Source organism: Mesorhizobium sp. P2_E7 (assembly GCF_056403855.1).
The window spans coordinates 353762-377765 of the sequence record NZ_JBFUER010000003.1 but is presented as its reverse complement, the minus strand read 5'-3'; the positions used below and the strand labels follow the sequence as shown (position 1 = coordinate 377765).

The 24004-nt window shown below is 64.2% G+C and carries 20 protein-coding genes; 9 read left to right on the top strand and 11 right to left on the bottom strand.

Annotation, left to right across the window (positions count from 1 at the left end; translation table 11 throughout):
• Positions 1-85: 85 nt before the first annotated feature.
• From thiP to AC1DYC_RS20940, 3 genes are all read left to right on the top strand, one after another.
• Positions 86-1693 (top strand): thiamine/thiamine pyrophosphate ABC transporter permease, encoded by a 1608-nt coding sequence (gene thiP / locus AC1DYC_RS20950; RefSeq protein WP_477409529.1) that lies wholly within the window; start codon positions 86-88, stop codon positions 1691-1693.
• Entirely contained in the window at positions 1690-2451 is a 762-nt protein-coding gene (gene thiQ, locus AC1DYC_RS20945) for a thiamine ABC transporter ATP-binding protein (RefSeq protein ID WP_477409527.1), read from the top strand. The genes thiP and thiQ overlap by 4 nt, the downstream gene beginning before the upstream one ends.
• A 336-nt stretch (positions 2452-2787) precedes the next feature.
• Positions 2788-4194, top strand: a complete 1407-nt coding sequence (locus AC1DYC_RS20940; protein ID WP_436262084.1) for a M48 family metalloprotease — start codon at positions 2788-2790, stop codon at positions 4192-4194.
• 66 nt (positions 4195-4260) lie between these two features.
• Here AC1DYC_RS20940 and AC1DYC_RS20935 read toward each other — a convergent pair whose 3' ends face one another.
• Positions 4261-6549 (bottom strand): caspase family protein, encoded by a 2289-nt coding sequence (locus AC1DYC_RS20935; protein ID WP_477409525.1) that lies wholly within the window; start codon positions 6547-6549, stop codon positions 4261-4263.
• A gap of 169 nt (positions 6550-6718) precedes the next feature.
• Positions 6719-7582 (bottom strand): RNA polymerase factor sigma-32, encoded by an 864-nt coding sequence (locus AC1DYC_RS20930; RefSeq protein ID WP_477409523.1) that lies wholly within the window; start codon positions 7580-7582, stop codon positions 6719-6721.
• 403 nt (positions 7583-7985) lie between these two features.
• Between AC1DYC_RS20930 and AC1DYC_RS20925 the strand changes: the two genes are divergently transcribed.
• The 3 genes from AC1DYC_RS20925 to AC1DYC_RS20915 all read left to right on the top strand — a co-directional run bounded on the left by AC1DYC_RS20925 (position 7986) and on the right by AC1DYC_RS20915 (position 10338).
• The gene (locus AC1DYC_RS20925; protein WP_477409521.1) at positions 7986-8759 is read left to right on the top strand and encodes an amino acid ABC transporter substrate-binding protein; all 774 of its coding nucleotides are present in this window, start codon (positions 7986-7988) and stop codon (positions 8757-8759) included.
• Between the two features lie 140 nt (positions 8760-8899).
• The gene (locus tag AC1DYC_RS20920) at positions 8900-9580 is read left to right on the top strand and encodes an amino acid ABC transporter permease (protein WP_477308912.1); all 681 of its coding nucleotides are present in this window, start codon (positions 8900-8902) and stop codon (positions 9578-9580) included.
• Positions 9577-10338, top strand: coding sequence for an amino acid ABC transporter ATP-binding protein (locus AC1DYC_RS20915; protein WP_477336101.1), 762 nt, complete (start codon positions 9577-9579; stop codon positions 10336-10338). Before AC1DYC_RS20920 ends, AC1DYC_RS20915 begins: the two co-directional genes overlap by 4 nt.
• A 209-nt stretch (positions 10339-10547) precedes the next feature.
• On the opposite strand, the gene AC1DYC_RS20910 is transcribed toward AC1DYC_RS20915, so the two are convergent.
• The 6 genes from AC1DYC_RS20910 to AC1DYC_RS20885 form a co-directional block, all read right to left on the bottom strand.
• Complete coding sequence (locus AC1DYC_RS20910) at positions 10548-11129, bottom strand: CarD family transcriptional regulator (protein ID WP_111544498.1); 582 nt, start codon at positions 11127-11129, stop codon at positions 10548-10550.
• A gap of 371 nt (positions 11130-11500) precedes the next feature.
• Positions 11501-11839 (bottom strand): ferredoxin FdxA, encoded by a 339-nt coding sequence (fdxA, locus tag AC1DYC_RS20905; RefSeq protein ID WP_027031582.1) that lies wholly within the window; start codon positions 11837-11839, stop codon positions 11501-11503.
• A 140-nt stretch (positions 11840-11979) separates the two neighbouring features.
• Entirely contained in the window at positions 11980-12366 is a 387-nt protein-coding gene (locus AC1DYC_RS20900; RefSeq protein WP_477308908.1) for an RNA-binding S4 domain-containing protein, read from the bottom strand.
• A 16-nt stretch (positions 12367-12382) separates the two neighbouring features.
• Positions 12383-15826, bottom strand: coding sequence for a helicase-related protein (locus AC1DYC_RS20895; protein WP_477409519.1), 3444 nt, complete (start codon positions 15824-15826; stop codon positions 12383-12385).
• 708 nt (positions 15827-16534) lie between these two features.
• Entirely contained in the window at positions 16535-17260 is a 726-nt protein-coding gene (gene phbB, locus AC1DYC_RS20890; protein WP_477409517.1) for an acetoacetyl-CoA reductase, read from the bottom strand.
• A gap of 88 nt (positions 17261-17348) precedes the next feature.
• Positions 17349-18533, bottom strand: a complete 1185-nt coding sequence (locus AC1DYC_RS20885; protein ID WP_477409515.1) for an acetyl-CoA C-acetyltransferase — start codon at positions 18531-18533, stop codon at positions 17349-17351.
• A gap of 300 nt (positions 18534-18833) precedes the next feature.
• Here AC1DYC_RS20885 and phaR point away from each other — a divergent pair, with 300 nt between their 5' ends.
• Positions 18834-19448: a polyhydroxyalkanoate synthesis repressor PhaR gene (phaR, locus tag AC1DYC_RS20880; RefSeq protein ID WP_477283908.1), complete on the top strand. Its 615-nt coding sequence runs from the start codon at positions 18834-18836 to the stop codon at positions 19446-19448.
• A gap of 24 nt (positions 19449-19472) precedes the next feature.
• On the opposite strand, the gene AC1DYC_RS20875 is transcribed toward phaR, so the two are convergent.
• Together AC1DYC_RS20875 and AC1DYC_RS20870 are read right to left on the bottom strand one after the other, a co-directional pair.
• A complete protein-coding gene (locus AC1DYC_RS20875; protein ID WP_477409513.1) occupies positions 19473-19949 on the bottom strand; it encodes an N-acetyltransferase family protein in 477 nt (158 codons plus the stop codon).
• 188 nt (positions 19950-20137) lie between these two features.
• Positions 20138-20557 carry a rhodanese-like domain-containing protein gene (locus AC1DYC_RS20870; RefSeq protein ID WP_477409511.1) on the bottom strand — a complete coding sequence of 140 codons (420 nt, stop codon included), beginning with the start codon at positions 20555-20557 and terminating at the stop codon, positions 20138-20140.
• Between the two features lie 97 nt (positions 20558-20654).
• On the opposite strand from AC1DYC_RS20870, the gene ftrA reads away from it, so the two are divergent.
• Positions 20655-21644 carry a transcriptional regulator FtrA gene (gene ftrA, locus AC1DYC_RS20865; RefSeq protein ID WP_477409509.1) on the top strand — a complete coding sequence of 330 codons (990 nt, stop codon included), beginning with the start codon at positions 20655-20657 and terminating at the stop codon, positions 21642-21644.
• A 22-nt stretch (positions 21645-21666) separates the two neighbouring features.
• Here the strand turns inward: ftrA and AC1DYC_RS20860 are convergent, their stop codons facing one another.
• On the bottom strand, positions 21667-22806 hold the full coding sequence (locus AC1DYC_RS20860) for a citrate/2-methylcitrate synthase (protein WP_477409507.1): 1140 nt from the start codon (positions 22804-22806) through the stop codon (positions 21667-21669).
• A gap of 92 nt (positions 22807-22898) precedes the next feature.
• Between AC1DYC_RS20860 and AC1DYC_RS20855 the strand changes: the two genes are divergently transcribed.
• Entirely contained in the window at positions 22899-23987 is a 1089-nt protein-coding gene (locus AC1DYC_RS20855; protein ID WP_477409505.1) for a citrate synthase/methylcitrate synthase, read from the top strand.
• The last annotated feature ends 17 nt before the right edge of the window (positions 23988-24004 follow it).

The window sequence follows — 24004 nt, the reverse complement described above, 5'->3', positions numbered from 1 at the left end:
GGCCGGCAGGCCAGAGGGGGGTGGGCGGGAACTCGACCTTCACGAAAATCGCTCGTCAGCCTATCGCAGCGTCGGATAGTGCAAAATGCGCTCGCACTACTCTTCTGACCCCCGCGTCACCGCCGGCATTGTCGCGCTCGCGGCTATCGCGCTGCTGATCGGCGGCGCCTTTGCCGGGCTCATCCGCGAAGGCGCGCATGACCTCGCCGGCGCTGTGTCCGCCTTCGATCTCTACCTCCTGCGCGTCGTCCGCTTCACGCTCTGGCAGGCGGTCCTCTCGACGCTGCTTTCCATCGTACCGGCGCTGTTCGTCGCGCGCGCTTTGTCACGGCATCCGCGCTTCTTTGGCCGTGGCTTCATCCTGCAACTGTTCACCGTGCCCCTTGCCTTGCCGACCATCGTCGCGGCGCTGGGCATACTGGCGCTCTATGGCCGGGCCGGCTACTTCGCCGCGATCGGTGGCCAAAGCTGGCCCGATATCTATGGCCTGTCGGGCATCCTCGTCGCGCATGTCTTCTTCAACCTGCCGCTGGCGACGCGGCTGTTCCTTGAGGCGCTCGGGACAGTGCCGGCCGATCAATGGCGGCTGGCGAGCCAGCTCGGCATGGGGGCCAGGCCAGCCTTCCGGCTGATCGAATGGCCGGTGCTACGGTCGGCTCTGCCGGGAGTCGCCGGCCTTGTCTTCATGCTTTGCATCACCTCATTCACGATCGTCCTCATCCTGGGCGGGGGGCCGGCGGCGACGACGCTGGAGGTCGCCATCTACCAAGCGCTGCGCTTCGATTTCGATCCGGCGCGGGCTGTCACACTGACATTGCTGCAGATTGCGCTGACCTTCGCCGTCGTACTGGCACTGACGCGGCTTGGCGCCAATATGACCGGCGATGCCAACCTGCCGGTGGCGCCGCGCCGCTATCTCTCGGCCGGCCCGGTCGAAACGGCGCTCAACGCAATATTGATCGTGCTCGCCTTGCTGTTCGTCGCCGGGCCGATGGCGGCGACCGTCACTTCGGGCCTTGGCGCCGATCTCGGGCGGCTGGCAGGCGAGAGCGCGGTGCGCCAGGCGACGCTGACCAGTGCCGTCCTGGGCCTGCTCGCGGCGCTGCTTTCGGTGGCGCTGTCGCTGTCGCTGATCATGGCGCGCCGGGCGCTGTCCCTGCGCCGCCATGGCGGCGCTCGCCCGCTTCTCGAGCACGCCATGGACACCGGCGCCGGTTTTGTCCTCGTCGTGCCGCCCATCGTCATCGGTGCCGGCTGGTTTCTCTTGCTGCGCACCGTCAGCGATGTCTTTGCCATCGCGCCCATCATGGTCGTCACCGTCAACGCGGTGATGGCGATGCCCTTTGCCATCCGCGCCATGCGCCCCGCCTATGACGCGGCGAGCGAACGCCACGAAAAGCTGTGCGCACAGCTCGGCATTTCGGGCTGGAGCCGGCTGCGGCTGATAGACTGGCCGTCGCTGCGGCGGCCACTGGCCACCGGCTTTGCCTTCGCCATGGCGCTGTCGCTCGGCGATCTCGGCGTCATCGCGCTGTTCGGCAGCGATTCGGTGCAGACATTGCCTTATCTCTTGCTGGCGCGCATGGGCAGCTACCGCACAGCCGACGCCGCCGGACTGGCCTTGCTGCTCGGGGCGGTCTGCCTCGCCCTGGTGGTCGCCGCGGACTGGTTGGGACGAGGAGAAAGATCGTGAATTCCGTCAACAAAGGCGCAGCCGTGCGGCTGGACCAGGTCGCCTTCAGCTATGGCGAGACGCCGTTCCTGTTCGATGTCGAATTCACTGCCTCGAAGATCACCGCCATCATGGGCGCCAGCGGTTCGGGAAAATCGACGCTCCTCAATCTGGTGGCCGGCTTCGAGACGCCGCAATCCGGCAGCGTGCTGATCGGCGGCGTCGATGTTGGCGCTTCCGCGCCTTCGGCGCGGCCGGTCTCGATGGTGTTCCAGGAGAACAACCTCTTTGCCCATCTCTCGGTGGAAAAGAACGTCGGGCTCGGCCGCTCACCGTCGCTTAGCCTGACGCAAACCGATCGCGCGGCAATCGCCGAGGCGCTCGAGCGTGTCGGCCTCGCCGGCAAGGAAAAGCGGCTGCCGCGCGAGCTCTCCGGCGGCGAAAGGCAGCGCGTGGCGCTCGCCCGCGTGCTGGTGCGCGACCGGCCGGTGCTGTTGCTCGACGAGCCGTTCGCTTCGCTCGGACCCGCGCTGCGCGACGACATGCTCGACCTAGTGGCCGGCGTCCATGCCGAGCGCGCGATGACGGTGCTGTTCGTCACCCATCAGCCGGAAGACGCGCGTCGCATCGGCGAGCAGATGGTTTTTCTGGACAATGGGAGGGTTGCCGCCACGGGATCTGCCGCCGATTTTTTCGAGGGCACTGGCCCTGAAGCGTTTCGGCGCTATATCGGCGCAAGTTCGGGCGGATCACGCGATATTGCCCGGAAGCGGACATAATTTACGACCAAACCGGCTACAGGTGATGTGGCGCTTGCTTGCCATGGTCCAGCTGATGTGGCTAGGTCCGCCCAGTACTGGTCCGGCACGAGCCGTGATTTGCCCCCTACAGCGCCGCATCCATCCGGATGCGCAAAAACGCTGTAGGTTTTTTGATTTGTGCAGGATTGCCACCGAAAATTCGATTTTTCGCTGGCGCGGACCCTTGGGTCCAGGTCATGCGCCGAGAGCTGAAGGGACGCCGTGCTGTCGACCGGCACTGACACTTTGAGACGCAGACCGCTGGCGCGCTTCCTGGCGCTGGCCGGCCTTGCCGTGGCGCTGGCCAGCTGCCAGATGTTCACGCCTCCGGAAGTGCAGGAATCCGGCTTCCAGCCGTCCGACAAGCCGATCACGGTCGACAATGTCGCCGCCAACAGCAAGCTCGCCGAACTGGCGAAGGCGCAGCATCCGCGCATCCTTGCCACCTATGGCGGCGAATATTCCGATCCCAAGCTCGAGCGCATGGTGGCCAAGGTCGTCGGCAGCCTGACCGTGGTGTCGGCCAATCCGACCCAGACCTATCGCATCACCATCCTCAATTCGCCCAACGTCAACGCCTTCGCGCTGCCGGGCGGCTATCTTTACGTCACTCGCGGCCTGCTGGCGCTGGCCAATGATTCGGCCGAGCTCGCCGCCGTCATCGCGCATGAGATGGGCCACGTAACCGCCAACCATGGCCTGCAGCGCCAGCAGCTCGAGGCCGAGGAAGGCCTGGCGACCAAGGTGGTCTCCGATGTGCTCGGCGACAGCCCGACCGCCAAGGCGGCCTTGATCCGCGGCAAGCTCAGACTGGCGCAGTTCTCGCGCAACCAGGAGCTGGAGGCCGATGCCATCGGCATCAAGTCGATCGGCGAAGCCGGCTACGATCCCTATGCCGCCGGCCGCTTCCTGCAGTCGATGTCGGCCTATACGGATTTCCGCTCGATATCAGGCGCCACCGATGCCAGCCTCGACTTCCTGGCCACGCACCCCAACACGCCGCAGCGCATCGACCTGGCGCAGCGCCACGCCCGCCAGTTCGGCGCGCCGGGCGTCGGCACGCGCGACCGTGACTCCTTCCTGGCCGGCATTGACGGCCTGCTCTACGGCGACACGCCGGAAGAAGGCTATGTGCGCGGCCAGACCTTCCTGCATCCGGGGCTCGGTGTATCGTTCACCGTGCCGGACGGTTTCATCATCGACAATACGGCTGCGGCGGTGACGGCGACCGGCCCGGGCGACATGGCGGTCCGCTTCGACGGCGTGTCGATCGACAAGGACCGCGCGCTGACCGACTATATCAAAAGCGGCTGGGTGGCCGGTCTCGACGAGACCAGCGTGCGCCAGGAGACGATCAACGGCAATGAGGCGGCGACCGCGCATGCCGGCGCCGACGGCTGGCAGTTCGACATTGCGGTGATCCGTGCCGGCGGTCAGGTCTACCGGCTGTTGACGGCGGCGCCCTCGGCCAGCACGACACTCGACCCGGTGGCGCGCTCGGTCAGCGGCTCGTTCCGCATCCTGAGTGCGGCCGAGAAAGCAGCGCTGAAGCCGCTGCATATCCGCGTCGTCACCGTTCAGGCCGGCCAGACCATGGGATCGCTTTCAGCCCAGATGGTCGGCGTCGACCGCAAGCTCGATCTGTTCAGGGTGCTCAACGCGATGTCGCCGGGCGCCTCGGTTTCGGCCGGCGACAAGGTCAAGATCGTCACCGACAAGTAAGAATCGGGCCGGCAGGCGGCGCTACAGCTCGCAGCCGGTCTGGTCGGCCACTGATGACCGCCGCCGTCAGCCAGGGCTGCCGCCGCCGCCTTGTCCACCACTACCGCCGCCGCCGCCCCGCCAGGGCGCAATGAATGGACCGGTTTCGCTCGGCACCGGTCCGAGCAGTTTCGGGAGGGGCTCCCTTCTCGGCCTGGCGACCTTGGGCGGCTTCGTGCGAATGACCTTGGTTTTGATGATCGTTTGCGTTTCGGGCTTGCAGGCTGCGATCGCCAAGGCATTGCGCCCAGCAGGACCGAGAATGCTCATCGTATAGATGTTCTGGCGTTCGATACCGGCCCTGAGGAAGGCCACGGCACGGGCCGAGTCGGCGGGCACGCCATTGCGACCGTCCTTGAAGATCACGGCGAGATCGTTCATGGCATTGCTATGCCCCATCGCCGCCGCCTTGAGCAGCAGGTCCAATCCCTTGCCGGTATCGCGCTTCACGCCGAGGCCATTGAACAAGGCTCGTCCCCACGCCGTCATCGCGTAAGGGTCGCCCTTGGCGGACGCTTCTGAATAGAGGCCATTGGCTTTCGTGGAATCCGCAGTCGTTCCTATTCCGGACGAGGCGATGCGGCCGAGTTCGAAGACGGCCCTGACATGTCCCCTGTCGGCAGCCAACTGGATCGCCTTGCTGGCTTCGTCGACCTTGCCTGACGCCAGCAAGGCACGCCCCAACTCGTAGTGGAAGCGGGCGATGTCGGGGTAGGCCTTCACCGCCGCCTGGCAAAGCTTGACCGCGTTGCCGCCGATCTCGTTGGGCAGCAGTCCTGGGACCACGCCTTGCAGGTCGAGGGGTTCGCCTGCCGCCTGGTCGCAAGGGTCGACCTCTGGCGACAGCGTCATCGTCGCTCGTTTCGACGAATTGTTGGCTCGGATTTCGAAGCCGATCTTGATGGCAGCTGTCGAGCCGACCTGCGGCTCATAACGCAGATCACCGACTTCATTGGCCATCAGGCTCGATTGCGGCGACAGGATGCGGTCCGGCAGCGACAGCGTTCCCGTTGCCGGATAGCTGGCGAGCTTCAGGCTGATGCCTGGATCCTTTGCCGGCAGATCCAGCTTCAGCGGCACCGGGCCTATTCCGACCGGAACCTTGACATCGCGATCCCCGATCGCCTCGGCGGCGCCGGAAATATGGATGCCGCGCTCCAGCACCCGCTGCTTCTGCTCATCCTTGAGCGAGGCGATGATCTGCTTGCCGTCGGCGCCCTCATCGCTTTTGACCCGCAGCACCAGAACGCCTTTGGATTCTCCGCCCCAGTCGTCATGCGTGGCGTAGGCCAGCGTGTCCACTTGTTCCTGCGCGCCGACGCCCTTGGGGACTTCCATCTTCAGACGCGGCAGATCCTTGCTCTGGATCGGCTGCCCCACTTCGACAGCTTTGCCATCCAGCGTCAGCCGGCCGAGCGTCGGCGGGCTTTCAATGCTGACGGTAACCGCGCCGCCTTCCACGTCGACAGGCTGCGGCAGGTCCAGCGCGACAGGACCGACGCCGGACGGCACGATTTTCTCCAGCACTGGCGGCAGCGAGGGCCGGGTCACACGACGCATCAGCACGACGTCGTCGATCAGCGAGGAGTTTTCCCACGGAACCTGCTTGCCATCCGTGGCCTTGACGACATCACGGCGCACCGCGGCCATGACCGTCCGTATCTCCTGGTTCGGCGCCAGCGCCCGGCGCGAGAATGCCGACGAGAAAGGGCCGAGATCGCCGGACCCGTCATAGGCGATTGCTCCAGGTTCCGTGGCAAAGGCGATCAACGTGTTCTGCGAGCTTTTGACTTGCGCGAGGCCGGTGCCGCCGGTGGCGATCAATTGGTCGCGCAGCCAATAGTCCTTGCGTGGAAACGGATTGTTGCGGCAGGCATCGAGAATGATCACCTGGATCTTGGATTTCGAGCGCAGCTGCTCAAGCACATCATCCAGCTTGACGGCCTGGACCTCGATGTCGGCTGCATCCTTGAGCGAGGCATCGACCGGGATCAGAAAATTCTCGCCGCCGATCTGGAAGCCGTGGCCGGAGTAGTAGACGACGGCCAGATCGGCGTCGTCCGCAGCCGCGAGATAGTTGCGGAACTGCTCCTCGAACTGAAGTCTGGTGACGTCCTTGGCAAGGAATACATTGAAGCCAGCCTGCCGAAAAGTGTTCGACACATCGTCGACGTCGTTGTCAGGATTCTTGAGAGCGGGAATGTTCCGGTACGCGGAATTGCCGATGACAAAGGCAACCCGCCGATCGGCGCGAGCATCGAATGTCGTCAGGCCCACGAGGACCAAGGCCGCAAGGATCGCATAGCATCGCAACATGACAAACCTCCATCCGCTATGACCTGTTCGGTCGCAGGAACGCAGCGGCCGGTCTGTAAAACGGGTCACAATCTACAAATATATTGTAGAGGAATGCCGCCATGACGGCGATACATTATTACTTAATCAAATTCTTACTTATCACCTTTCAGGAACATCGCAGGTGCGTTCAGGCTGCCTGCGTCTGAAACTCCGGATTCTGCTTGACCAGCGCGACCTTGAGCTTTTCCATCGCGCGCGCTTCGATCTGGCGGACACGCTCCTTGGAAATGCCGAGTGTCTCGCCGAGCGCTTCCAGTGTCGCGCCATCGTCGCTCAGCCGGCGTTCCTCGATGATCCTGAGTTCGCGGGCATTGAGCGCGCCGAGCGCTGCCTTCAACCAGAGCAGGCGGCGTTCGAAATCGATGGTGTCGCTGGCGACTTCGTCCGGCAGGGGATCGTCCGAGACGAGGAAGTCCATGCGCTCGGTGGTGCCGGTATCGTCGGCGAGTGGCGCGTTGAGCGAGGAGTCAGGTGCGGACAGCCTGGAATCCATCATTGCCACATCGGCCTCAGAGACGCCGAGCGCTACCGACACTTCGCGGTAGAGCGTGGCGTTGGAGATCGGCTCGGCGCCATTGGCCAGCCGGGCGCGCAAGCGCCGCAGATTGAAGAACAGCGCCTTTTGCGCCGACGAGGTGCCGCCGCGCACGATCGACCAGTTGCGCAGGATGTAATCCTGCATCGAGGCACGGATCCACCAGGTCGCATAGGTCGAGAAGCGCACCTCGCGCTCCGGCTCGAAGCGCGCCGCCGCTTCCAGCAGCCCGACATGGCCCTCCTGGACCAGATCGCCGAGCGGCAGGCCGTAATGACGGAATTTCGAAGCCATCGAGATGACGAGCCGCATATGCGCGACGGTGATCTGGTGCAGCGCCTGCTGGTCCTGGTCTTCCTTCCAGCGCAAGGCCAGAAGATGTTCCTCGTCGCGCTCGAGATAAGGGGCTCTCATCGCCGCGCGGACCATGGTCCGTCCTGCCGTGTCTTCGATCATGCCGCGCTCCTGCTCCCGGACATTTTCGGACGGCCTGGCGGCCGCTAGCTCTGGTCTGACGCAATTCCGGTCGGAAAACCGGTTTCCCACTTTTCCTGAGAATTGCTTCGGGTCTGGCGCAGCCGGGGTTCTTGAAATGGCAACGCAGCGCCCTACAACACGGCATGAACGTGCCACACCGGGGATTGGTTCCGCCGCCGATGGCGGTTGTTTTGTGCTGTCCGAAGGGCGCGCCGACACCGCCGCGGAGTGAGGCGATTAGCATGAATCAGAGCTGCTTTGAGAATCTGATTTCTGGATCGCCGTATTTTTGAAACCTGGTTCCTTATTTTGCGGCTCTCTATCTGTCAGTTTCCGGCTCTCACAAGCGCCGGACACCGGCCAAGGACGGGATCACAGAAAAATGAAATGGCTCAATTCGCTCATCGTCGCCGGAACGCTGCAGGTTCTGGCCGTCACATCCGGCCATGCCGGCGCCAATTTCGACCAGATCAAGCAGGCTGGCACCATCAAGGTCGGCACGGAAGGCACCTACGCGCCCTTCACCTATCATGACGAATCCGGCGCGCTGGTCGGCTTCGACGTCGAGATCGCCAAGGCGATCGGCGACAAGCTCGGCGTGAAAGTCGAGTTTCTCGAAGGCAAATGGGACGGTCTGATCGCCGGTCTCGACGCCAACCGCTATGACGCTGTCATCAACGAGGTCGGCATCACCGACGCACGCAAGGCCAAGTACGACTTCTCCGACCCCTACATCGCCTCCAAGGCGGTGCTGATCGTGCGCGGCGACGACACTGCCATCAAGACCTTTGCCGACCTCAAGGGGAAGAAGGCGGCGCAGTCGCTGACCTCGAATTTCGGCAAGCTCGCCGAGACCAACGGCGCCGAACTGGTCGGCACCGACGGCTTCGACCAGTCGATCCAGCTTTTGCTCACCGGCCGCGCCGACGCCACCATCAATGACAGCCTGTCCTTCCTCGACTTCAAGAAGCACAAGCCAGACGCCAATGTGAAGATCGCCGCGCAGGAAGAAAACGCCGACTATTCCGGCGTCATCGTGCGCAAGGGCGATCCGGAACTGGTGGCGGCGATCAACAAGGCGCTGGCCGACATCAAGGCCGACGGCACCTACAAGAAGATCGCCGACACCTATTTCGGTCAGGACGTTTCGCAGTAACGAAGGCCTCCCGGCGGTTTGCCGGCAATGACACAAGAGCGGCGGGCCGTCTTTGACGGTTCGCCGTTTTTCGCATGATATGACAGCCGCACAATCGCACTGCCGGTCCTGCCGGCGGTCCGTGAGCGAAGGAGCCGTTCGTGCCGCACTGGCTATACCTGATGCTGGACTCGTTGCCGACGCTGCTGTGGGCGGCGCTGATCTTCACCGTACCGCTGACGCTTCTGTCGTTCGCGCTCGGCCTGTTCGTCGGCCTGGTTGTTGCGCTGGTGCGGCTGTTCGGGCCGAAGCCGCTGGTCGCCGTCGTCCGCTTCTATGTCTGGATCTTTCGCGGCACGCCGCTTCTGGTGCAGCTGTTCCTGATCTTCTACGGCCTGCCCTCGGTCGGCATATTGCTCGATGCGTTTCCGGCGGCGCTGATCGGCTTCACCCTCAACATCGGCGCCTACAGTTCGGAAATCATCCGCGCCGTGATCGGCTCGGTGCCGAAGGGACAGTGGGAAGCCGCCTATTCGATCGGCATGACCTGGAGCCAGGCGATGCGGCGCACCATCCTGCCGCAAGCCGGCCGCGTCGCGGTGCCGCCGCTGTCCAACACCTTCATCTCGCTGGTCAAGGATACGTCGTTGGCCGCGGCCATCACCGTGCCGGAGATGTTCCAGGCGGCGCAGCGCATCGTCGCCACCACCTATGAGCCGCTGATCCTCTATGTCGAGGCAGCAATCCTCTATCTGGCGATGAGCTCGGTGCTGTCGGCATTGCAGACGCGGCTTGAAACGCGGCTCAACCGCTATGGCGGCTTCCTGGAGGCGCGCTCATGATCGGCCTCACCGACATCGAAAAGCGCTTCGGCGACAATCTCGTGCTGAAGGGTGTGACGGTCACCATCGCCGAGGGCAGCGTCACCGCGCTGGTCGGCCCCTCCGGTGGCGGCAAGAGCACGCTGCTGCGCTGCATCAACCTCCTGGAAATCCCGACCTCCGGCACGGTGCGCATCGGCGACGAGACGCTGGAATTCCGCCCCGGCATCAAGATCCCCAGCCGAGATATCCAGCGCTTGCGGCTGCAGACCGGCATGGTTTTCCAGAATTTCCAGCTGTTCCCGCACCGCACCGCCATCGAGAACGTCATGGAGGGGCTGGTGACGGTGCTGAAATGGCCAACGGCAAAGGCGCGCGAACGGGCGTTGGCGCTGCTCGAGAAGGTCGGCATGGCGCACAAGGCCGATGCCTGGCCGGCGACGCTGTCGGGCGGCCAGCAGCAGCGCGTGGCGATCGCCCGCGCGCTGGCGCCGTCGCCGAAGGTGCTGCTGTGCGACGAACCGACCTCGGCGCTAGATCCGGAACTGGCGCAGGAAGTGGTCGACGTGCTGGGAAAACTCGCCAGCGAAGGCACGACCATGGTGATGGCCACACACGACCTCAGGCTGGCCTCCAAGATCGCGCAGGAGGTGGTATTCCTCGACGCCGGAGTCGTCGTCGAGAAGGGGCCGTCCGCTGTGGTGTTCTCCAACCCGGAGCGCGAACGGACGAAACGTTTTATCGCGACGCTGAAGCAGGAAGCCGAGAAAGAGGCTTAGGCGAGCTCCCTACCACCCCCTTGTGGGGAGGTCGGACCGTAGGTCCGGGTGGAGGTCGGCGCTGCCCTCAACCCCGCTGCTTCACAGCGACCTGCCTGGGCGAGCCACGGGTCTCGCCCGTCCTTCGGACCCCCACAAGGGGGAGGGTAAACCCAAACAAAAAACCCGGCACAAGGCCGGGTTTTTCATGAATTCGACGGTGAAAGCGATCAGGCAGCTTCTTCCTGTTCGGCTTCCTCATTATCGGCCTTGGCGCCGCGCTTAGGGCCCTTGTTGAGGTTGACCTCGATCAGGCGCACGGCTTCGGTTTCCGACATGCGGTTGACCGCGGCGATCTCACGAGCCATGCGATCGAGTGCCGCCTCATAGAGTTGACGCTCGGAATAGGACTGCTCCGGCTGGTTGTCAGCACGGTAGAGGTCACGCACGACTTCCGAGATCGAGATCAGATCGCCCGAATTGATCTTGGCATCATACTCCTGGGCGCGGCGCGACCACATGGTGCGCTTGACGCGGGCGCGGCCCTGCACGACCTTCAGCGCGCGCTCGACATAATCCTCTTCCGACAGCTTGCGCATGCCGATGGAGGTCGCCTTGGCGACCGGCACTTTCAGCCGCATCTTGTCCTTCTGGAAGTCGATGACGAACAGTTCCAGCTTGTGGCCAGCTACTTCCTGCTCGTCGATCGAGACGATCTGGCCGACGCCGTGCGCCGGATAGACGATGTACTCGCCGGTCTTGAAACCGTGACGTGCCGCGCTGGACTTCTTCTGCGGGGTGATCGTTGCCATTACGCCCTGAACTCCTTGTTGTGGTACCGGCGGCCTGCCGGTCCGAACGCCTGCGACCGGGGACTCCGATCGTTAGCCGCACAACAGATGAACCCATCGGAAAAAGCCGGGACCGGCACACCGCCTGCATAGCGACTGCCTGGCCCAGATTGCTCTGGTCCGATTGGGGATTTCACCTTTCGATGATTTTGGGCGCTTGCGCCATAAATCGACGTTGTGTCACCGGCATGTTTCAGTCTGTGTAACACAAAAAGTCGGAAGAATCAAGGTTTTGCTGCAAACGCGAAGGTCGAGCGCCGTCGCCGCCTGTCAAGGCAGTTAATGTATCATCGGCGTTACGCAGCGTTATGACGGCCGATCGGCCCTCTCAGTCAGTCGCCTTCGCCGGGTTCGGCGGAGAAATATTTCTCGAACTTGCCGGCCTCGCCGTCGAAGGTCTTGGCGTCTGCCGGAGGCTCCTTCTTGGCGGTGATGTTGGGCCACTTCTCGGCGTATTCGGTGTTGACCTGCAGCCATTTGTCGAGACCCGGCTCAGTGTCGGGCTTTATTGCATCGGCCGGGCATTCCGGTTCGCAGACGCCGCAGTCGATGCACTCGTCGGGATGTATGACGAGCATGTTCTCGCCTTCGTAGAAACAGTCGACCGGACAGACCTCGATGCAGTCCATGTACTTGCATTTGATGCAGTTGTCGGTCACGACATAGGTCATTGGTCGGCTCCGGGACGTCCCGTTCTTGTCAGGCTTTTTTGGTGAGGTAACGCCTTTGCCCGCCGCTTGCAAGGGCGGCCATGCCTGGCGGGACCGGCGCTTCCGAAATGGAATTCCGAAACGCCGGCGTGGCGATCTTCTCAGTCCTCGCCAAACAGCCGGTCGGTTTGCCTGCGTTCTTTCTTGGTCGGCCGGCCGCTGCCGGCCTCGCGCAACGCGGGAATGGCATCGGGAACAGCCTCGCCTTTCGGCGCCGGCGGCGGGGACATGTCCTCGTAGAGCGTGCGGGCTTCTTCGGCCGGGCCACGCCGCACGCCTGTAGCCAGCACCTTCCAGACGGAGATGCGGCGATCAAGTGTGATGGTCAAAACGTCGCCAGGCTTCACCAGATCCGAGGCCTGCGCTGCTTTGTCGCTGTTGATGCGGACGCGTCCGGCGACCACCAGCTTGGCCGCCAGCGAGCGCGATTTCACCGCGCGCGAGAAGAACAGCCATTTGTCGATGCGCTGGCGACCCTCGGCAACCATCGAACCGAGCCTAAGCCTACTTCTTCAGCTGGTCGCGCAAGGCGGCGAGCTTGGCGAAAGGCGAATCCGGGTCGAAGCGCACCGGGCGTTCCTCGCGCGGCTTGGCCTGGAATGCCGGCTTGCCGCCTTGTGGGCCGCCTTTGCCTTCCGGCCTGCCGCCTTTCCAGTCGGGGCGGCCTTCGCGCGAGCGCTCGCCTTGCGGCTTGCCCTCGCGGCGCTGTTCGCCTTCGGCCAGCGGCTTGGGCTTGAACTTCGAGCGGTCGAAGCGCGGCTTGGCGGCACCGTCGCGCTGGTCGCGGCGGCCCTGATAGGCCGGCCGCTCACCCGTCGCCGGCTGTCCGCCGGCTGCATCGGCAGGCGCATCGGTGCGCGCGGCCTGGCCATTGCGCGGGCGATTGCGGTTTTCGTGACGATGGCGCGGGCGCTGCTCGAAACGACCCTGGCGCCACAACAATATCGGCTTCGGCTCTTCAGCCTCTGGCGCGGCTTGGCTTGCTTCACCCTCCCCCTCGTGGGGAGGGTCGGCGCGCAGCGCCGGGGCGGTGGCAGCGCCGGCGTCGCCGGTTGCGGCTACAGCGTTGGTGGTGTCCGCATCGTCAGCGCCATCACCCCCACCCGCGTCGCTTCGCGCCGCGACCTCCCCCATCGAGGGGGAGGTAAGGGGGTCGGCGCTTTCGGTGACGGTGGCGTCGGTTACGGCAATATCTTCTGCGACGGGCGAAGCTTCTTCCGCGACTTCTGCCGGAGCTTCGACCTGCATTTCCGAAACAGCCTCCGCTGCCGCTTCGGCGGCGGGCTCTGCGGTATCCTCTGACGTGACCTCTGCGGCGGTAGCTTCAACGGCCGCATCCGGCTCTGTGCCCTCGGCCGGCGCTTCGGCTGTCACATTCGCTGCCGCGGCTTCCGCCGCTGCCTTTGCAGCCGCGTCCGCTGCCAGCTTGGCCGCAGCCGCTTCCCGCGCGGCATTGTCCTGCGCCTCCAGCCGCGCCTTCACTTCCGCGGGCGGCTTCGGCTCGGCGCGGTAGCCGAGGCCTTTGAGGATCTCTTCCATGTCGTCGGCGGTGGCGCCGAGGATCGACATCATCGGCGGCGTCACCATGAAGGACTGGCCGTCATAGGCGCCGTCCGGGCGCTGACCGAGGCCGGGCTTCCAGTTGGTCGCCGGCCGAATCAGGTCGGCCAGCCGCTCCAGAATGTCGATGCGCACGGCGCGGCGGCCGAGATTGCGGTAGCCGGCGAGCTTGTAAAAAGTCTTGTCGAAGGCCGGATCGATAACCACCGAGGTGCGGCCGGAGGCCAGCGCGTGGACCACGTCGCCAAAGCCGGGCTTGTCCTTGCCGTCGTTCTTCAGCGCCCATAAAAGCGTGATCAGTCCGGCGGGCGCCGGCTTGATCAGCGCCGGCACGAAGACATGGTAGGCGCCGAAGCGGACGCCCAGCCGGCGTAAGGCAGCGCGTCCCTCCTGGTCGAGCGACTTCATCTCTTCGGCGATATCGCGGCGGTTGATGAGGCCGAAATGCTCGACGAGCTGGAAGGCGATGCCGCGGCCGATGCCGGTGATCTGCTCGGCATTCTTCAAGTCGACCAGCGGCTTCAGCAATGACTCGATCTGGAAATTGACGAAGCGCTCGGCGCGCGCGGCCACCTTGTCGCGGGCGGGCCCGGTCAGCTGCTCGTCGGCCAAAAGCACCAGGCGCGGCTTCAGCGCGTCCTCGCCGGCAACCAGCGTGCCGATCGGCGCGCCGATCCAGCGCAGCGTGCCGTCGGAGCCCAGCGCCAGGTCGCCATTGGCGCAGGCGCCGAAGCGTTCGGCGCGCGCTTCGAACTCGGCGGCCAGTGCTTTTTGGGCTGCCGTGCGCACGGCCTTGGCGTCTTCGCCGCCGGCACTCTGGTCGGCGGTGAAGCGGAACCCTTGCAACTCGCCGACATGATGGCCTTCGACAAGGACGGTTCCGGTAGGACTGATTTCGGCTTCAGGCATTGTATTTTCTCTAAGGCGCCGCATGAGGACGGAAGTCCTGCGGTCTACAAACCGTTTCGTCAACCGCTCATGCAGCGCATCCGACAATCTGTCTTCGATTTCGCGCGTCTTTTCCTGCCAGTGTGCCTGATCGGCCAGCCATCCCGGTCGGTTGGACACGAATGTCCAGGTGCGGATCTGGGCAATGCGATGCGACAGCGTATCGATATCGCCTTCGGTGGTGTCGGCCCGGCGCACCTGCTCAGCCATGTAGTTCTCGTCGACATGGCCGTGTTTGGCGAGGTCGGTGTAGATCGAGGCGATCAGGTCGGAGTGCTGGGCCGGCGCGATCTTGCGGTAGTCGGGCAGCGCGCAAGCTTCCCACAGCAGCGCCACGCGTTTGGGGTTGGTGGCGAGAGCGCGGATATCCTCGTCGCGGGAGAGATGTTCGAGCGCCTGCGCATCGACCGCCGGCAGCGCCCGCGTCAGGCCTTCGACCGGCGCGTTGGCCTCGATCGAGCGTTTCAGCGCATCGAGGCTGGCGAAATCGAAATGCGCGGTGCGCCACTGCAGCACCTTCACCGGATCGAATTCATGGCCTTCGATGCGCTTGACCAGTTCCTCGTCCAGCGGATCGACTTGGCCGGTGACGCCGAAAGTGCCGTCGCGCAGATGGCGTCCGGCACGGCCCGCGATCTGGCCGAGTTCGGCGGCCGTCAGATTGCGGTACTGGTAGCCGTCGAATTTGCGGTTCTGGGCGAAGGCAACATGATCGAGATCGAGGTTGAGACCCATGCCGATGGCATCGGTGGCAACGAGATAGTCGACATCGCCCGCCTGGAACATTGCCACCTGGGCGTTGCGGGTGCGGGGCGACAGCGCGCCGAGCACGACGGCAGCGCCGCCTTGCTGTCGGCGGATCAGTTCGCCGATGGCGTAGACCTCGTCGGCGGAGAAGGCGACGATGGCGGTGCGACGCGGCAAACGGGTCAGCTTCTTCGAACCGGCATAGGCGAGATGCGACAGCCGTGGCCGCGTCACCACCGAGACGCCCTTCAGCAGGCGCTGCAGAATGCCATGCATGGTGGCAGCGCCGAGCAGCAGCGTTTCCTGGCGGCCGCGCAGGTGCAGGATGCGGTCGGTGAAGATATGGCCGCGTTCGAGATCGCCGGCGAGTTGCACCTCGTCGATGGCGACGAAGGCGGCATCCGTCTCGCGCGGCATGGCCTCGACGGTGCAGACCGAATATTTCGCGCCGGGCGGCTGGATCTTTTCCTCACCGGTGATCAGCGCCACCTTGTGGGCGCCGACCTTTTCGCAGACGCGGGCGTAGACTTCTCGCGCCAGAAGGCGGAGCGGCAGGCCGATGATGCCGCTCTCATGCGCGACCATGCGCTCGATGGCGAGATGGGTCTTGCCGGTGTTGGTCGGCCCAAGCACGGCGGTCACGTCGCGGCCCGACAGGATCAGCGGCTCGGTATGTTTCGGCTGGATGTTCATCGGCCTGGAAATGAGGCTTTCTGCATCGTGTTGTCGGGAGCGCACCTTAACTGGCGCGTATGACAGGCGACACATAGGGATTTCAACCGCGAAGCGAAAGCGGAATGTTCCGGTCGTCAGTTGCGGAGTCTTCTTCGCATTCCGGATTCGCTCCCGATTAACAGTTGGAACGAGTCTGGAACGAATCGGCGACGAATCAGTGACTCCTGCAGATTCAGCTTTTGTTCACGGCTACATGTGGGTTTTGCGACTGGGAGTCGCACCACATGCTGAATCGCCGAAACTGGCCCGATTCATGCAGGGCGAGCTTTGGCATTAACCTTTGCCGGTGAAGCGTCGTCGTGGCTCGCTCGGCCTCAGTCAAGATTATGAAATTATTGAGTTTTCTTAACAAGCCTTAACCATTTGGCCGGGCATTTCGGCCTTCGTCATTAACGTTTCGGTCAAAGCCGGAACGAATCGGCGACGAATCAGCGATGCCGGGACTTTCCCGTTTTGTTCACCCCAACATGTTGTGTTATCCACAGCTTGTCCACCGACAATTCACAGCTTGTGAAGCGGGTTTCGCACAGACCGAGCGGAGGCAGTTAATCTTTGCGTGCCGGAATGGGGCAGCGCCTCACCCCCAGGCTCTCCGAGCATGCCGGCCGGCGATGGAAAAACGGGTCCGTTCAAGGGCCCGTTTTTCTCTCAGCCGAAATATTGGTCTCAAACGAAGTACTGGCCGCCATTGGCGGTGATGGTCGAGCCGGTGATGAAGCCGGCGTCTTCGGAAGCGAGGAAGACGACGCAGCGCGCGATCTCTTCCGGTTCGCCGAGCCGGCCGACCGGGATCTGCGGGATGATGCGTTCGTTGAGCACTTTCTCGTCGATCGCCTTGACCATCTCGGTGGCGATGTAGCCGGGGCAGATGACGTTGACCGTGATGCCCGCGCGGGCACCTTCCTGCGCCAGCGCCTTGGAGAAGCCGATGTCGCCGGCCTTGGCGGCGGAGTAGTTGACCTGGCCGGCCTGGCCTTTCTGACCGTTGATCGAGGAGATGGTGATGACGCGGCCGAACTTGCGGTCGCGCATGCCGCCCCACAACGGATGCGTCATGTTGAAGACGCCGGAGAGGTTGGTGTCGATGACCTCTTTCCACTGCTCGCGCGTGAGCTTGTGGAACATGGCGTCGCGGGTGATGCCGGCATTGTTGACCAGCACCGAGACGGGGCCGAGATCGGCCTCGACCTGTTTGATCCCGGAAGCACAGGCGTCGTAGTCGGCGACGGACCATTTGTAGGTCTTTATGCCGGTCTCGGCGCTGAATTTCGCCGCAGCCTCGTCATTGCCGGCATAGTTGGCGGCAACGGTGTAACCCGCATTCTTCAGGCCGATCGAAATCGCGGCGCCGATGCCGCGTGATCCGCCAGTGACGAGCGCTACTTTGGTCATGTGTCCTCCCAGGCATTAAAGTTGTCGCATGAACGAGTGGGTAATTCCTCTTTCCCCACCCGCTTCCGTTGGTACCTAGTTGTCGTTCTTACAGCGCTTCCACGCACAAGGCGACGCCCATGCCGCCGCCGATGCAGAGCGTGGCGAGGCCCTTCTTGGCGCCGCGGCGGCGCATCTCGAAAACCAGCGTGTTGAAGACGCGCGCGCCCGACGCACCGATCGGATGGCCGATGGCGATCGCGCCGCCATTGACGTTGACGATCGAGGTATCCCAGCCCATCCCCTTGTTGACCGCACAGGCCTGGGCGGCGAAGGCTTCGTTGGCCTCGACGAGGTCGAGGTCCTTGACCGACCAGCCGGCCTTTTCCAGAGCCCGCTTCGAAGCGGGAATAGGTCCGGTGCCCATGATCGCCGGATCGACGCCGGCGGTCGCCCATGAGGCGATGCGCACCAGCGGGGTGATGCCGCGCCGCGACGCTTCGGCCTCGGTCATCAGCAGCGCGCCGGCCGCGCCGTCATTGATGCCGGACGCGTTGGCGGCGGTCACCGTGCCGTCCTTGTCGAAGGCCGGCTTCAGCTTGGTCATGGCGTCGATGGTGGCGCCGTGGCGGATGTATTCATCCTGGTCGACAATGGTGTCGCCTTTCCTGCCCTTGATGGTGACGGCGACGATCTCGTCCTTGAACTTGCCGGCCTTCTGCGCGGCCTCGGCCTTGTTTTGCGATGCCAGCGCGAACTGGTCCTGGTCGTCGCGGGTGATCTGGAACTGGCGGGCGACGTTCTCGGCGGTGTTGCCCATGTGGTAGCCGTTGAAGGCGTCCCACAGGCCGTCCTTGATCATGGTGTCGATCATCTTGTAGTCGCCCATCTTGACGCCGGCGCGCAGGTGCTCGGCGTGCGGCGACAGCGACATCGATTCCTGGCCGCCGGCGATGATCACCTTGGCGTCGCCGGTGGCGATCTGCTGCATGCCGAGCGCGATGGCGCGCAGGCCCGATCCGCAAACCTGGTTGAGGCCCCAGGCGGTGGTCTCCTTGGGCAGGCCGGCATTGATCGACGCCTGGCGGGCGGGGTTCTGGCCCTGGGCTGCCGTCAGCACCTGGCCAAGAATGACCTCGTCGACTTCGCCCGGCGCGACACCGGCGCGCGACAAAAGCTCCTTGATGACGATGGCGCCAAGCTCATGCGCCGGCGTGGCGGCGAAGGCGCCGTTGAAGGAGCCGACAGCGGTGCGTGCGGCGCTGGCGACGACGATTGAATTGGCAGCGGACATGTTTCTCTCCAGACTTCGAGGTCGTATTCTTGGGTGTTTGTTGGACTTTTCTTGCCCGTTCCACACCCCAAGTCAAACCGGAAATGGGCATGCCGGCCATGCGCCGCAAGCAGGGCACGCGCGCTCGGCGCGATCGCCTGGGCTTTGCTGCGCAGCATATTTAGCCCGCCATGCAGCAATAAATGATGCCGCACTGCACAAAGCGCTTGGAATTATGGAGCTTTTGCGCATATCCTTAAAAATGGCGCAATCGTTACCGGCGGCTTACTCAGGCACGCCGGTGTCCCCGGGAGGATGCTGATGGCCGCGAAAGACGACCCAATCATTATCAAGAAATATGCCAACCGCCGTCTCTACAACACCGGCACCAGCACCTATGTGACGCTCGAGGATCTGGCCGAGATGGTCAAGAAGGGCGAAGAGTTCACCGTCCAGGACGCCAAGACCGGCGACGACATCACCCATCCGGTGCTGACCCAGATCATCTTCGAGCTGGAGAACAAGGACGGGCAGAACATGCTGCCGATCCCGTTCCTGCGCCAGCTGATCGCCTTCTATGGCGACCAGATGCAGATGATCGTGCCGAGCTTCCTCGAACAGTCGATGATCGCCTTCTCCAAGGAACAGGAACGCTTCCGCGAGCAGATGAAGGGCGCGATCGGCAAGTCGCCGCTGGATGTGATGAAGATCGCCACGCCGATCAAGGCGCTGGAAGAGCAGACGCGGCGCAACATGGAAATGTTCCAGAACGCCATGCGCCTGTTCACGCCGTTCCCGTCAGCCACCTCGAACGGCGCTGCCGCGGCCGCACCCGAGCCGGCCCGCAAGGAAGCGCCGGAAAAGGGCGGTGACGACCTTCAGGAGTTGAAGGAACAGATCGCCGCCATGCAACGCAAGCTCGACACCATGTCGTAGCGGCGGCCGTATGGCCTGACCGGTTCAACCCGGTTGGGCCTTGCCGTCACGGTCGATTTTCAGCTGCCAGGGTTCCCAGATTTCGTCGGGCTGCCCGCCGAGCGAGCGGTAGAATGCCTTCGCCGGCAGGTTGGATTTCAGCACCGTCCACTTGATGGCCGAGGCGCCAATGTCGGCGGCGTATTGGCGCAGGTGTTCTACAAGCGCATGGCCGACCGCCATGCCGCGTGCCGGTTCAGTGACGTAGAGTTCCTTCAGCCAGACAACCGGCTTCAGATCGTAAGTCCAGGGGATGATGTAGTGGACGGCGATGCCGGCGATGACGTCCTCTCGCTCCGCCACGAACACGCCGAACCGGGGCGACGGCCCCAGCCCGTGCTCGATGAGGTCCGCTTCGGTGAGGCGGAACTTGTCGTCATAGCCCTCGAAGATGGCCAGCGCCCGCATGAGAATGAGCACCTCGCCGACATCCTGCCGCTCGAACGGACGAACTGTAGCCATCGCCTTCTGCATGCTTCCCGTTGTCTTCAATGTCGACCATATAGCGTGCGCGCTCCCGCGCCAGCCGAGAACAGTTCGGCGTATCACGCCGAACTGTTCTCGGTCTTTTCTTGACGCAATTCCCTAAGGGAAAGCGCTGCGCGCTTTTCCCGGGAAAACCGCGGCACACTTTTCCTGGAATTGCTTGATCATGCCTGCAGAACACCGGGCTCCTTGCCCGACGCGAAGGGGCTGCCTTCGTCCTGCCAGCCGGTGATGCCGCCGATCATGATCTTCACGGGACGGCCGAGGCTGGCCAGCTTGAAGGCTGCCTGATCCGCGCCATTGCAATGGGGTCCCGCGCAATAGACGACGAACAGCGTCTCTGCCGGCCACTGCGCCATCCGCTCGGCCGATATTTCGCGGTGCGGCAGATGCAGCGCGCCCGGCACATGGCGGCGTTCATAGGCGTCCGGCGAACCGACCACATGCAGGAGGACAAAATCCTGCTCGCCGCTGCGCAGCGCCGCTGCGACGTCCGAGCAATCGGTCTCGACGGAAAGCCGGCGCAGGAAATGGTCCCGGGCGATGTCCGACGATGCCGCCGGAATGTCTGTCACATAGCTCATGTCTGATCTCCATTGCTGATGCGATGGAGAGATAAAGCACCTGATAGGGTGATTGCAGCTGGCAGCTTTGCCATATATCGTCAAGATCGTGCCAAATATGCCTGCCGTCCATCCGCGTCCTGCCAACCCGCTCGTCGTTGCCGTTGCCTATGACGGCTTGTGCACGTTCGAGTTCGGCGTGGCGGTTGAAGTCTTTGCCTTGCCCCGGCCGGAAATGGGCGAGGATTGGTACCGCTTTGCCGTTGCCGGAATCGACGCGGGTGAAATGCGGGCCCTGGGTGGTGTGCGCATCGTCGCCGATGGCGGGGTCGAGCTGATCGGCCAGGCCGGCACGGTGATCGTGCCTGGATGGCGCGGCTCGGAGGCGCCGGTGCCGCCGGCGCTGATCGAGGCGCTTCTGAAAGCGCACGAGAGAGGCGCCCGAATTCTTTCGATCTGCTCGGGCGTGTTCGTGCTTGCCGCCGCAGGCCTGCTTGCCGGCAAAAGGGCGACCACGCATTGGCGCTACAGCGAGAAGCTGGCAGAGCTGTACCCCGACATCACTGTGGTTCCTGACGTCCTCTACATCGATGAGGGAAATGTTCTGACATCGGCTGGCAGTGCCGCGGGCATCGACCTTTGTCTGCATCTGGTGCGGCGCGACTTCGGCACCAAAGCGGCAAACATGGTGGCGCGTCGTCTGGTCGTGCCGCCGCACCGCGACGGCGGCCAGGCGCAGTATGTCGAGAGTTCCGTTCCCGAGCCACACGAGCGCAGCCGGCTTGGACCGCTGATCGACAGAATGCGTGCCAATATTTCCGCCGACTATTCCGTCGCAACTCTGGCCGAACTGGCCGGGATGAGCGAGCGGACATTTCTGCGTCGGTTCGCCGCCGCGACCGGCGTCACGCCGGCACGCTGGCTGCTTTCGGAACGGCTGTCACGGGCACGCACGCTGCTGGAAGACACCGCCATGCCGATCGAGCTGATCGCCGAGACCGCCGGCTTTGGCGCGGCCGGCACGTTGCGGCATCATTTCCGCCAGCAGTTTTCCACGACCCCCGTCGCGTATCGCGCGCGGTTCGGGACCAATGCCAAGTCGGCCTGACGCCGGTCAAACCAATGCGCAATCAGGTCAACGACCCCTCATAGCGGCCGCGCGGCCTGATGATGCTGCCGCTCATGATCTGCTCGACCATATGCGCGGCCCAGCCGACGCTGCGGCCAAGCGCGAACAGCTGGAATGGTGCATCGCGCGGCAAGCCAAAACTGCGTGTCAGCGCAGCCAGGGCGAAGTCGATGTTCGGGTGCGTGCCGGTCGCGGCGATCGCGGCCTTTTCCAACTGTTGCAGCGTCTCGTCGACAGGGATGACTGCCAGAAGTGCTGCGGCTCGCGGGTCGCCTTCGGGATAGAGCGGGTGGCCGAATGCCGGCAAGGGCCGGTCATGGCCAAGCCAGCGCCGGACCGCCGCCTCGGCGCCGTGCCGAGCCGCATCCTCCGCCAGTTGCATCACCGCTTCGCCGGCGCCGCCGTGGCGCGGGCCGGTCAGCGTCGCCAGGCCCGCCAACAGGCAGGCGGCAGGCGAAGCCCCGGTCGAGGCCGCGACCCGGGCAGTGAAGGTCGACGCGTTGAGTTCATGATCGGCGAGCAGGACGAGGGCGCTGCGGATCGCCTCCGCGCCGGCATCACCCACCGACCAGCCCTGCGCCAGACGCCGATGGACAGGTGCTGTGCCGCCCGCGGCGCCCAGTGCCTGCGCCAGCGCCCCTATTGTGTGCGCAGCCTCAGTGCACAGCGAGGCGGCGTTGCGTCCAAGCGAAGGCCGTCCTTGGCCCGCCAGCATGGAAAGCTGTGCAAAAGCGGCAGCGCGACCGGCTGAATGAGGTGGCTCAGACGACGGAGCCTTGAACGCCACCGGTTCAGCTGAAGCCCAGAGCACGGCGGCGGTTTCCTCCAACGTCGCCGATTTGGCGAGCGCAACGGCATCCTGACCGCGATAGATGAGGCGACCATGCAGAACGGTCGAAATCGCCGTTGCGATCGACGGTTCGCCCCAGGCGATCGCGCTCTCGGCGATGGCCGACGGACTGCGTCCGCGCGCCCGGCGTGTAGCCAAAGCTGCAATGTCGTCGGCGCGGTACTGGCTGCGGCGCGGATCGGTCTCGTCCGGCCGCATGCCGATGCGGCCACGGCTGACATAGGCGTAGAGGGTTTGTGGCCGGACTTTCAGCCTTTCCAACGCCTCTTCCCGCGACAACCATTCGGACATTTTGAGCCTGATATTGATTATATTGATCAAGATTGATTAGGGCGCGGTTCGACCCTTATCTCTTGTGGAGGAAAGCTGCAAGGAGATGAGACATGGCAAACGGGCTCGATGATGTGGTGGCTGCGGAGACCGTGCTCTCCGATGTCGATGGCCTTGGCGGCCATCTGACGATCCGCGGTTACGCCTTGCCGGAACTGGCGGGGCGCTGGCGCTACGCGCAGGTGGTCCGCCTGCTGCTGGATGGCTTCTTCAACGACCTTCCCGGAGATGCCGAACTGGCGGCAAGACTGGGCGAGGCGCGCGTCGAGGTGTTCGAGCGGCTCAAGCCTTCGCTGCCGCTTTTGGCGCCGCTCGAGATCTACAGCGCCATGCGCGCCGGCATGGCGCTGCTGCCGGACGGCGAGAGCCTGACGGACGCGTTACGGCTGATCGCGGCGCCCGCGGTGCTGACGCCAGCCCTGCTGCGCTTCAAGCGCGGCGAGCAGCCGATCACGCCCGAAGCCAAGGCCGATCATGCCGCCGACATGCTGCGGATGCTCAAGGGGTCGGTCCCGTCGCCGGCTTTGGCGAAAGCGCTCGACACCTACCTAGTCACCGTCTGCGACCACGGTCTCAACGCCTCGACCTTCGCTACCCGCGTCGTCGCTTCGACGCAGGCCGGGCTGACATCTTCTATCCTGGCCGGGCTCGGCGCGCTCAAGGGGCCGCTGCACGGCGGCGCGCCGGGTCCGGTGATCGAGATGCTCGATGCCATCCAGGCGCATGGCGATGCCGCCGCCTGGCTGCGCGATGAAATCCAGCATGGCAAGCGCATCATGGGCTTTGGCCATCGCGTCTACCGCGTGCGCGATCCGCGCGCCGATGTGCTGAAAACTGTCGTGCGGCAGCTCGGCAGCGAGGGCGAGACCGGCCAACGGCTGGCTTTCGCCGAGAAGGTCGAGCAGACGGCGCTCGAGGTGCTGCGCATCGCAAAGCCACAGCGCTCGCTGCAGACCAATGTCGAGTTCTACACCGCGCTGGTGCTGGAAGCGGCGGGTTTTCCGCCGCAGGCCTTCAGCAATGTCTTTGCCGCCGGGCGCGTCGCCGGCTGGATCGCGCATGCGCGCGAACAGCAGACGACAGGACGGCTGATCCGTCCGCAGTCGCGCTATGTCGGGCCAGTGCCGAAGCTTGTTGCCTGAGGTTCCAGGGCTGTTTC

Coding starts and splice junctions, on each gene's coding strand:
- thiP (WP_477409529.1), top strand. CDS start 86: ATGCGCTCGCACTACTCTTCTGACCCCCGCGTCACCGCCGGCATTGTC.
- AC1DYC_RS20940 (WP_436262084.1), top strand. CDS start 2,788: ATGTTCACGCCTCCGGAAGTGCAGGAATCCGGCTTCCAGCCGTCCGAC.
- AC1DYC_RS20935 (WP_477409525.1), bottom strand. CDS start 6,549: ATGTTGCGATGCTATGCGATCCTTGCGGCCTTGGTCCTCGTGGGCCTG.
- AC1DYC_RS20930 (WP_477409523.1), bottom strand. CDS start 7,582: ATGATCGAAGACACGGCAGGACGGACCATGGTCCGCGCGGCGATGAGA.
- AC1DYC_RS20925 (WP_477409521.1), top strand. CDS start 7,986: ATGAAATGGCTCAATTCGCTCATCGTCGCCGGAACGCTGCAGGTTCTG.
- AC1DYC_RS20915 (WP_477336101.1), top strand. CDS start 9,577: ATGATCGGCCTCACCGACATCGAAAAGCGCTTCGGCGACAATCTCGTG.
- AC1DYC_RS20910 (WP_111544498.1), bottom strand. CDS start 11,129: ATGGCAACGATCACCCCGCAGAAGAAGTCCAGCGCGGCACGTCACGGT.
- fdxA (WP_027031582.1), bottom strand. CDS start 11,839: ATGACCTATGTCGTGACCGACAACTGCATCAAATGCAAGTACATGGAC.
- AC1DYC_RS20900 (WP_477308908.1), bottom strand. CDS start 12,366: ATGGTTGCCGAGGGTCGCCAGCGCATCGACAAATGGCTGTTCTTCTCG.
- AC1DYC_RS20895 (WP_477409519.1), bottom strand. CDS start 15,826: ATGAACATCCAGCCGAAACATACCGAGCCGCTGATCCTGTCGGGCCGC.
- phbB (WP_477409517.1), bottom strand. CDS start 17,260: ATGACCAAAGTAGCGCTCGTCACTGGCGGATCACGCGGCATCGGCGCC.
- AC1DYC_RS20885 (WP_477409515.1), bottom strand. CDS start 18,533: ATGTCCGCTGCCAATTCAATCGTCGTCGCCAGCGCCGCACGCACCGCT.
- phaR (WP_477283908.1), top strand. CDS start 18,834: ATGGCCGCGAAAGACGACCCAATCATTATCAAGAAATATGCCAACCGC.
- AC1DYC_RS20875 (WP_477409513.1), bottom strand. CDS start 19,949: ATGGCTACAGTTCGTCCGTTCGAGCGGCAGGATGTCGGCGAGGTGCTC.
- AC1DYC_RS20870 (WP_477409511.1), bottom strand. CDS start 20,557: ATGAGCTATGTGACAGACATTCCGGCGGCATCGTCGGACATCGCCCGG.
- ftrA (WP_477409509.1), top strand. CDS start 20,655: ATGCCTGCCGTCCATCCGCGTCCTGCCAACCCGCTCGTCGTTGCCGTT.
- AC1DYC_RS20860 (WP_477409507.1), bottom strand. CDS start 22,806: ATGTCCGAATGGTTGTCGCGGGAAGAGGCGTTGGAAAGGCTGAAAGTC.
- AC1DYC_RS20855 (WP_477409505.1), top strand. CDS start 22,899: ATGGCAAACGGGCTCGATGATGTGGTGGCTGCGGAGACCGTGCTCTCC.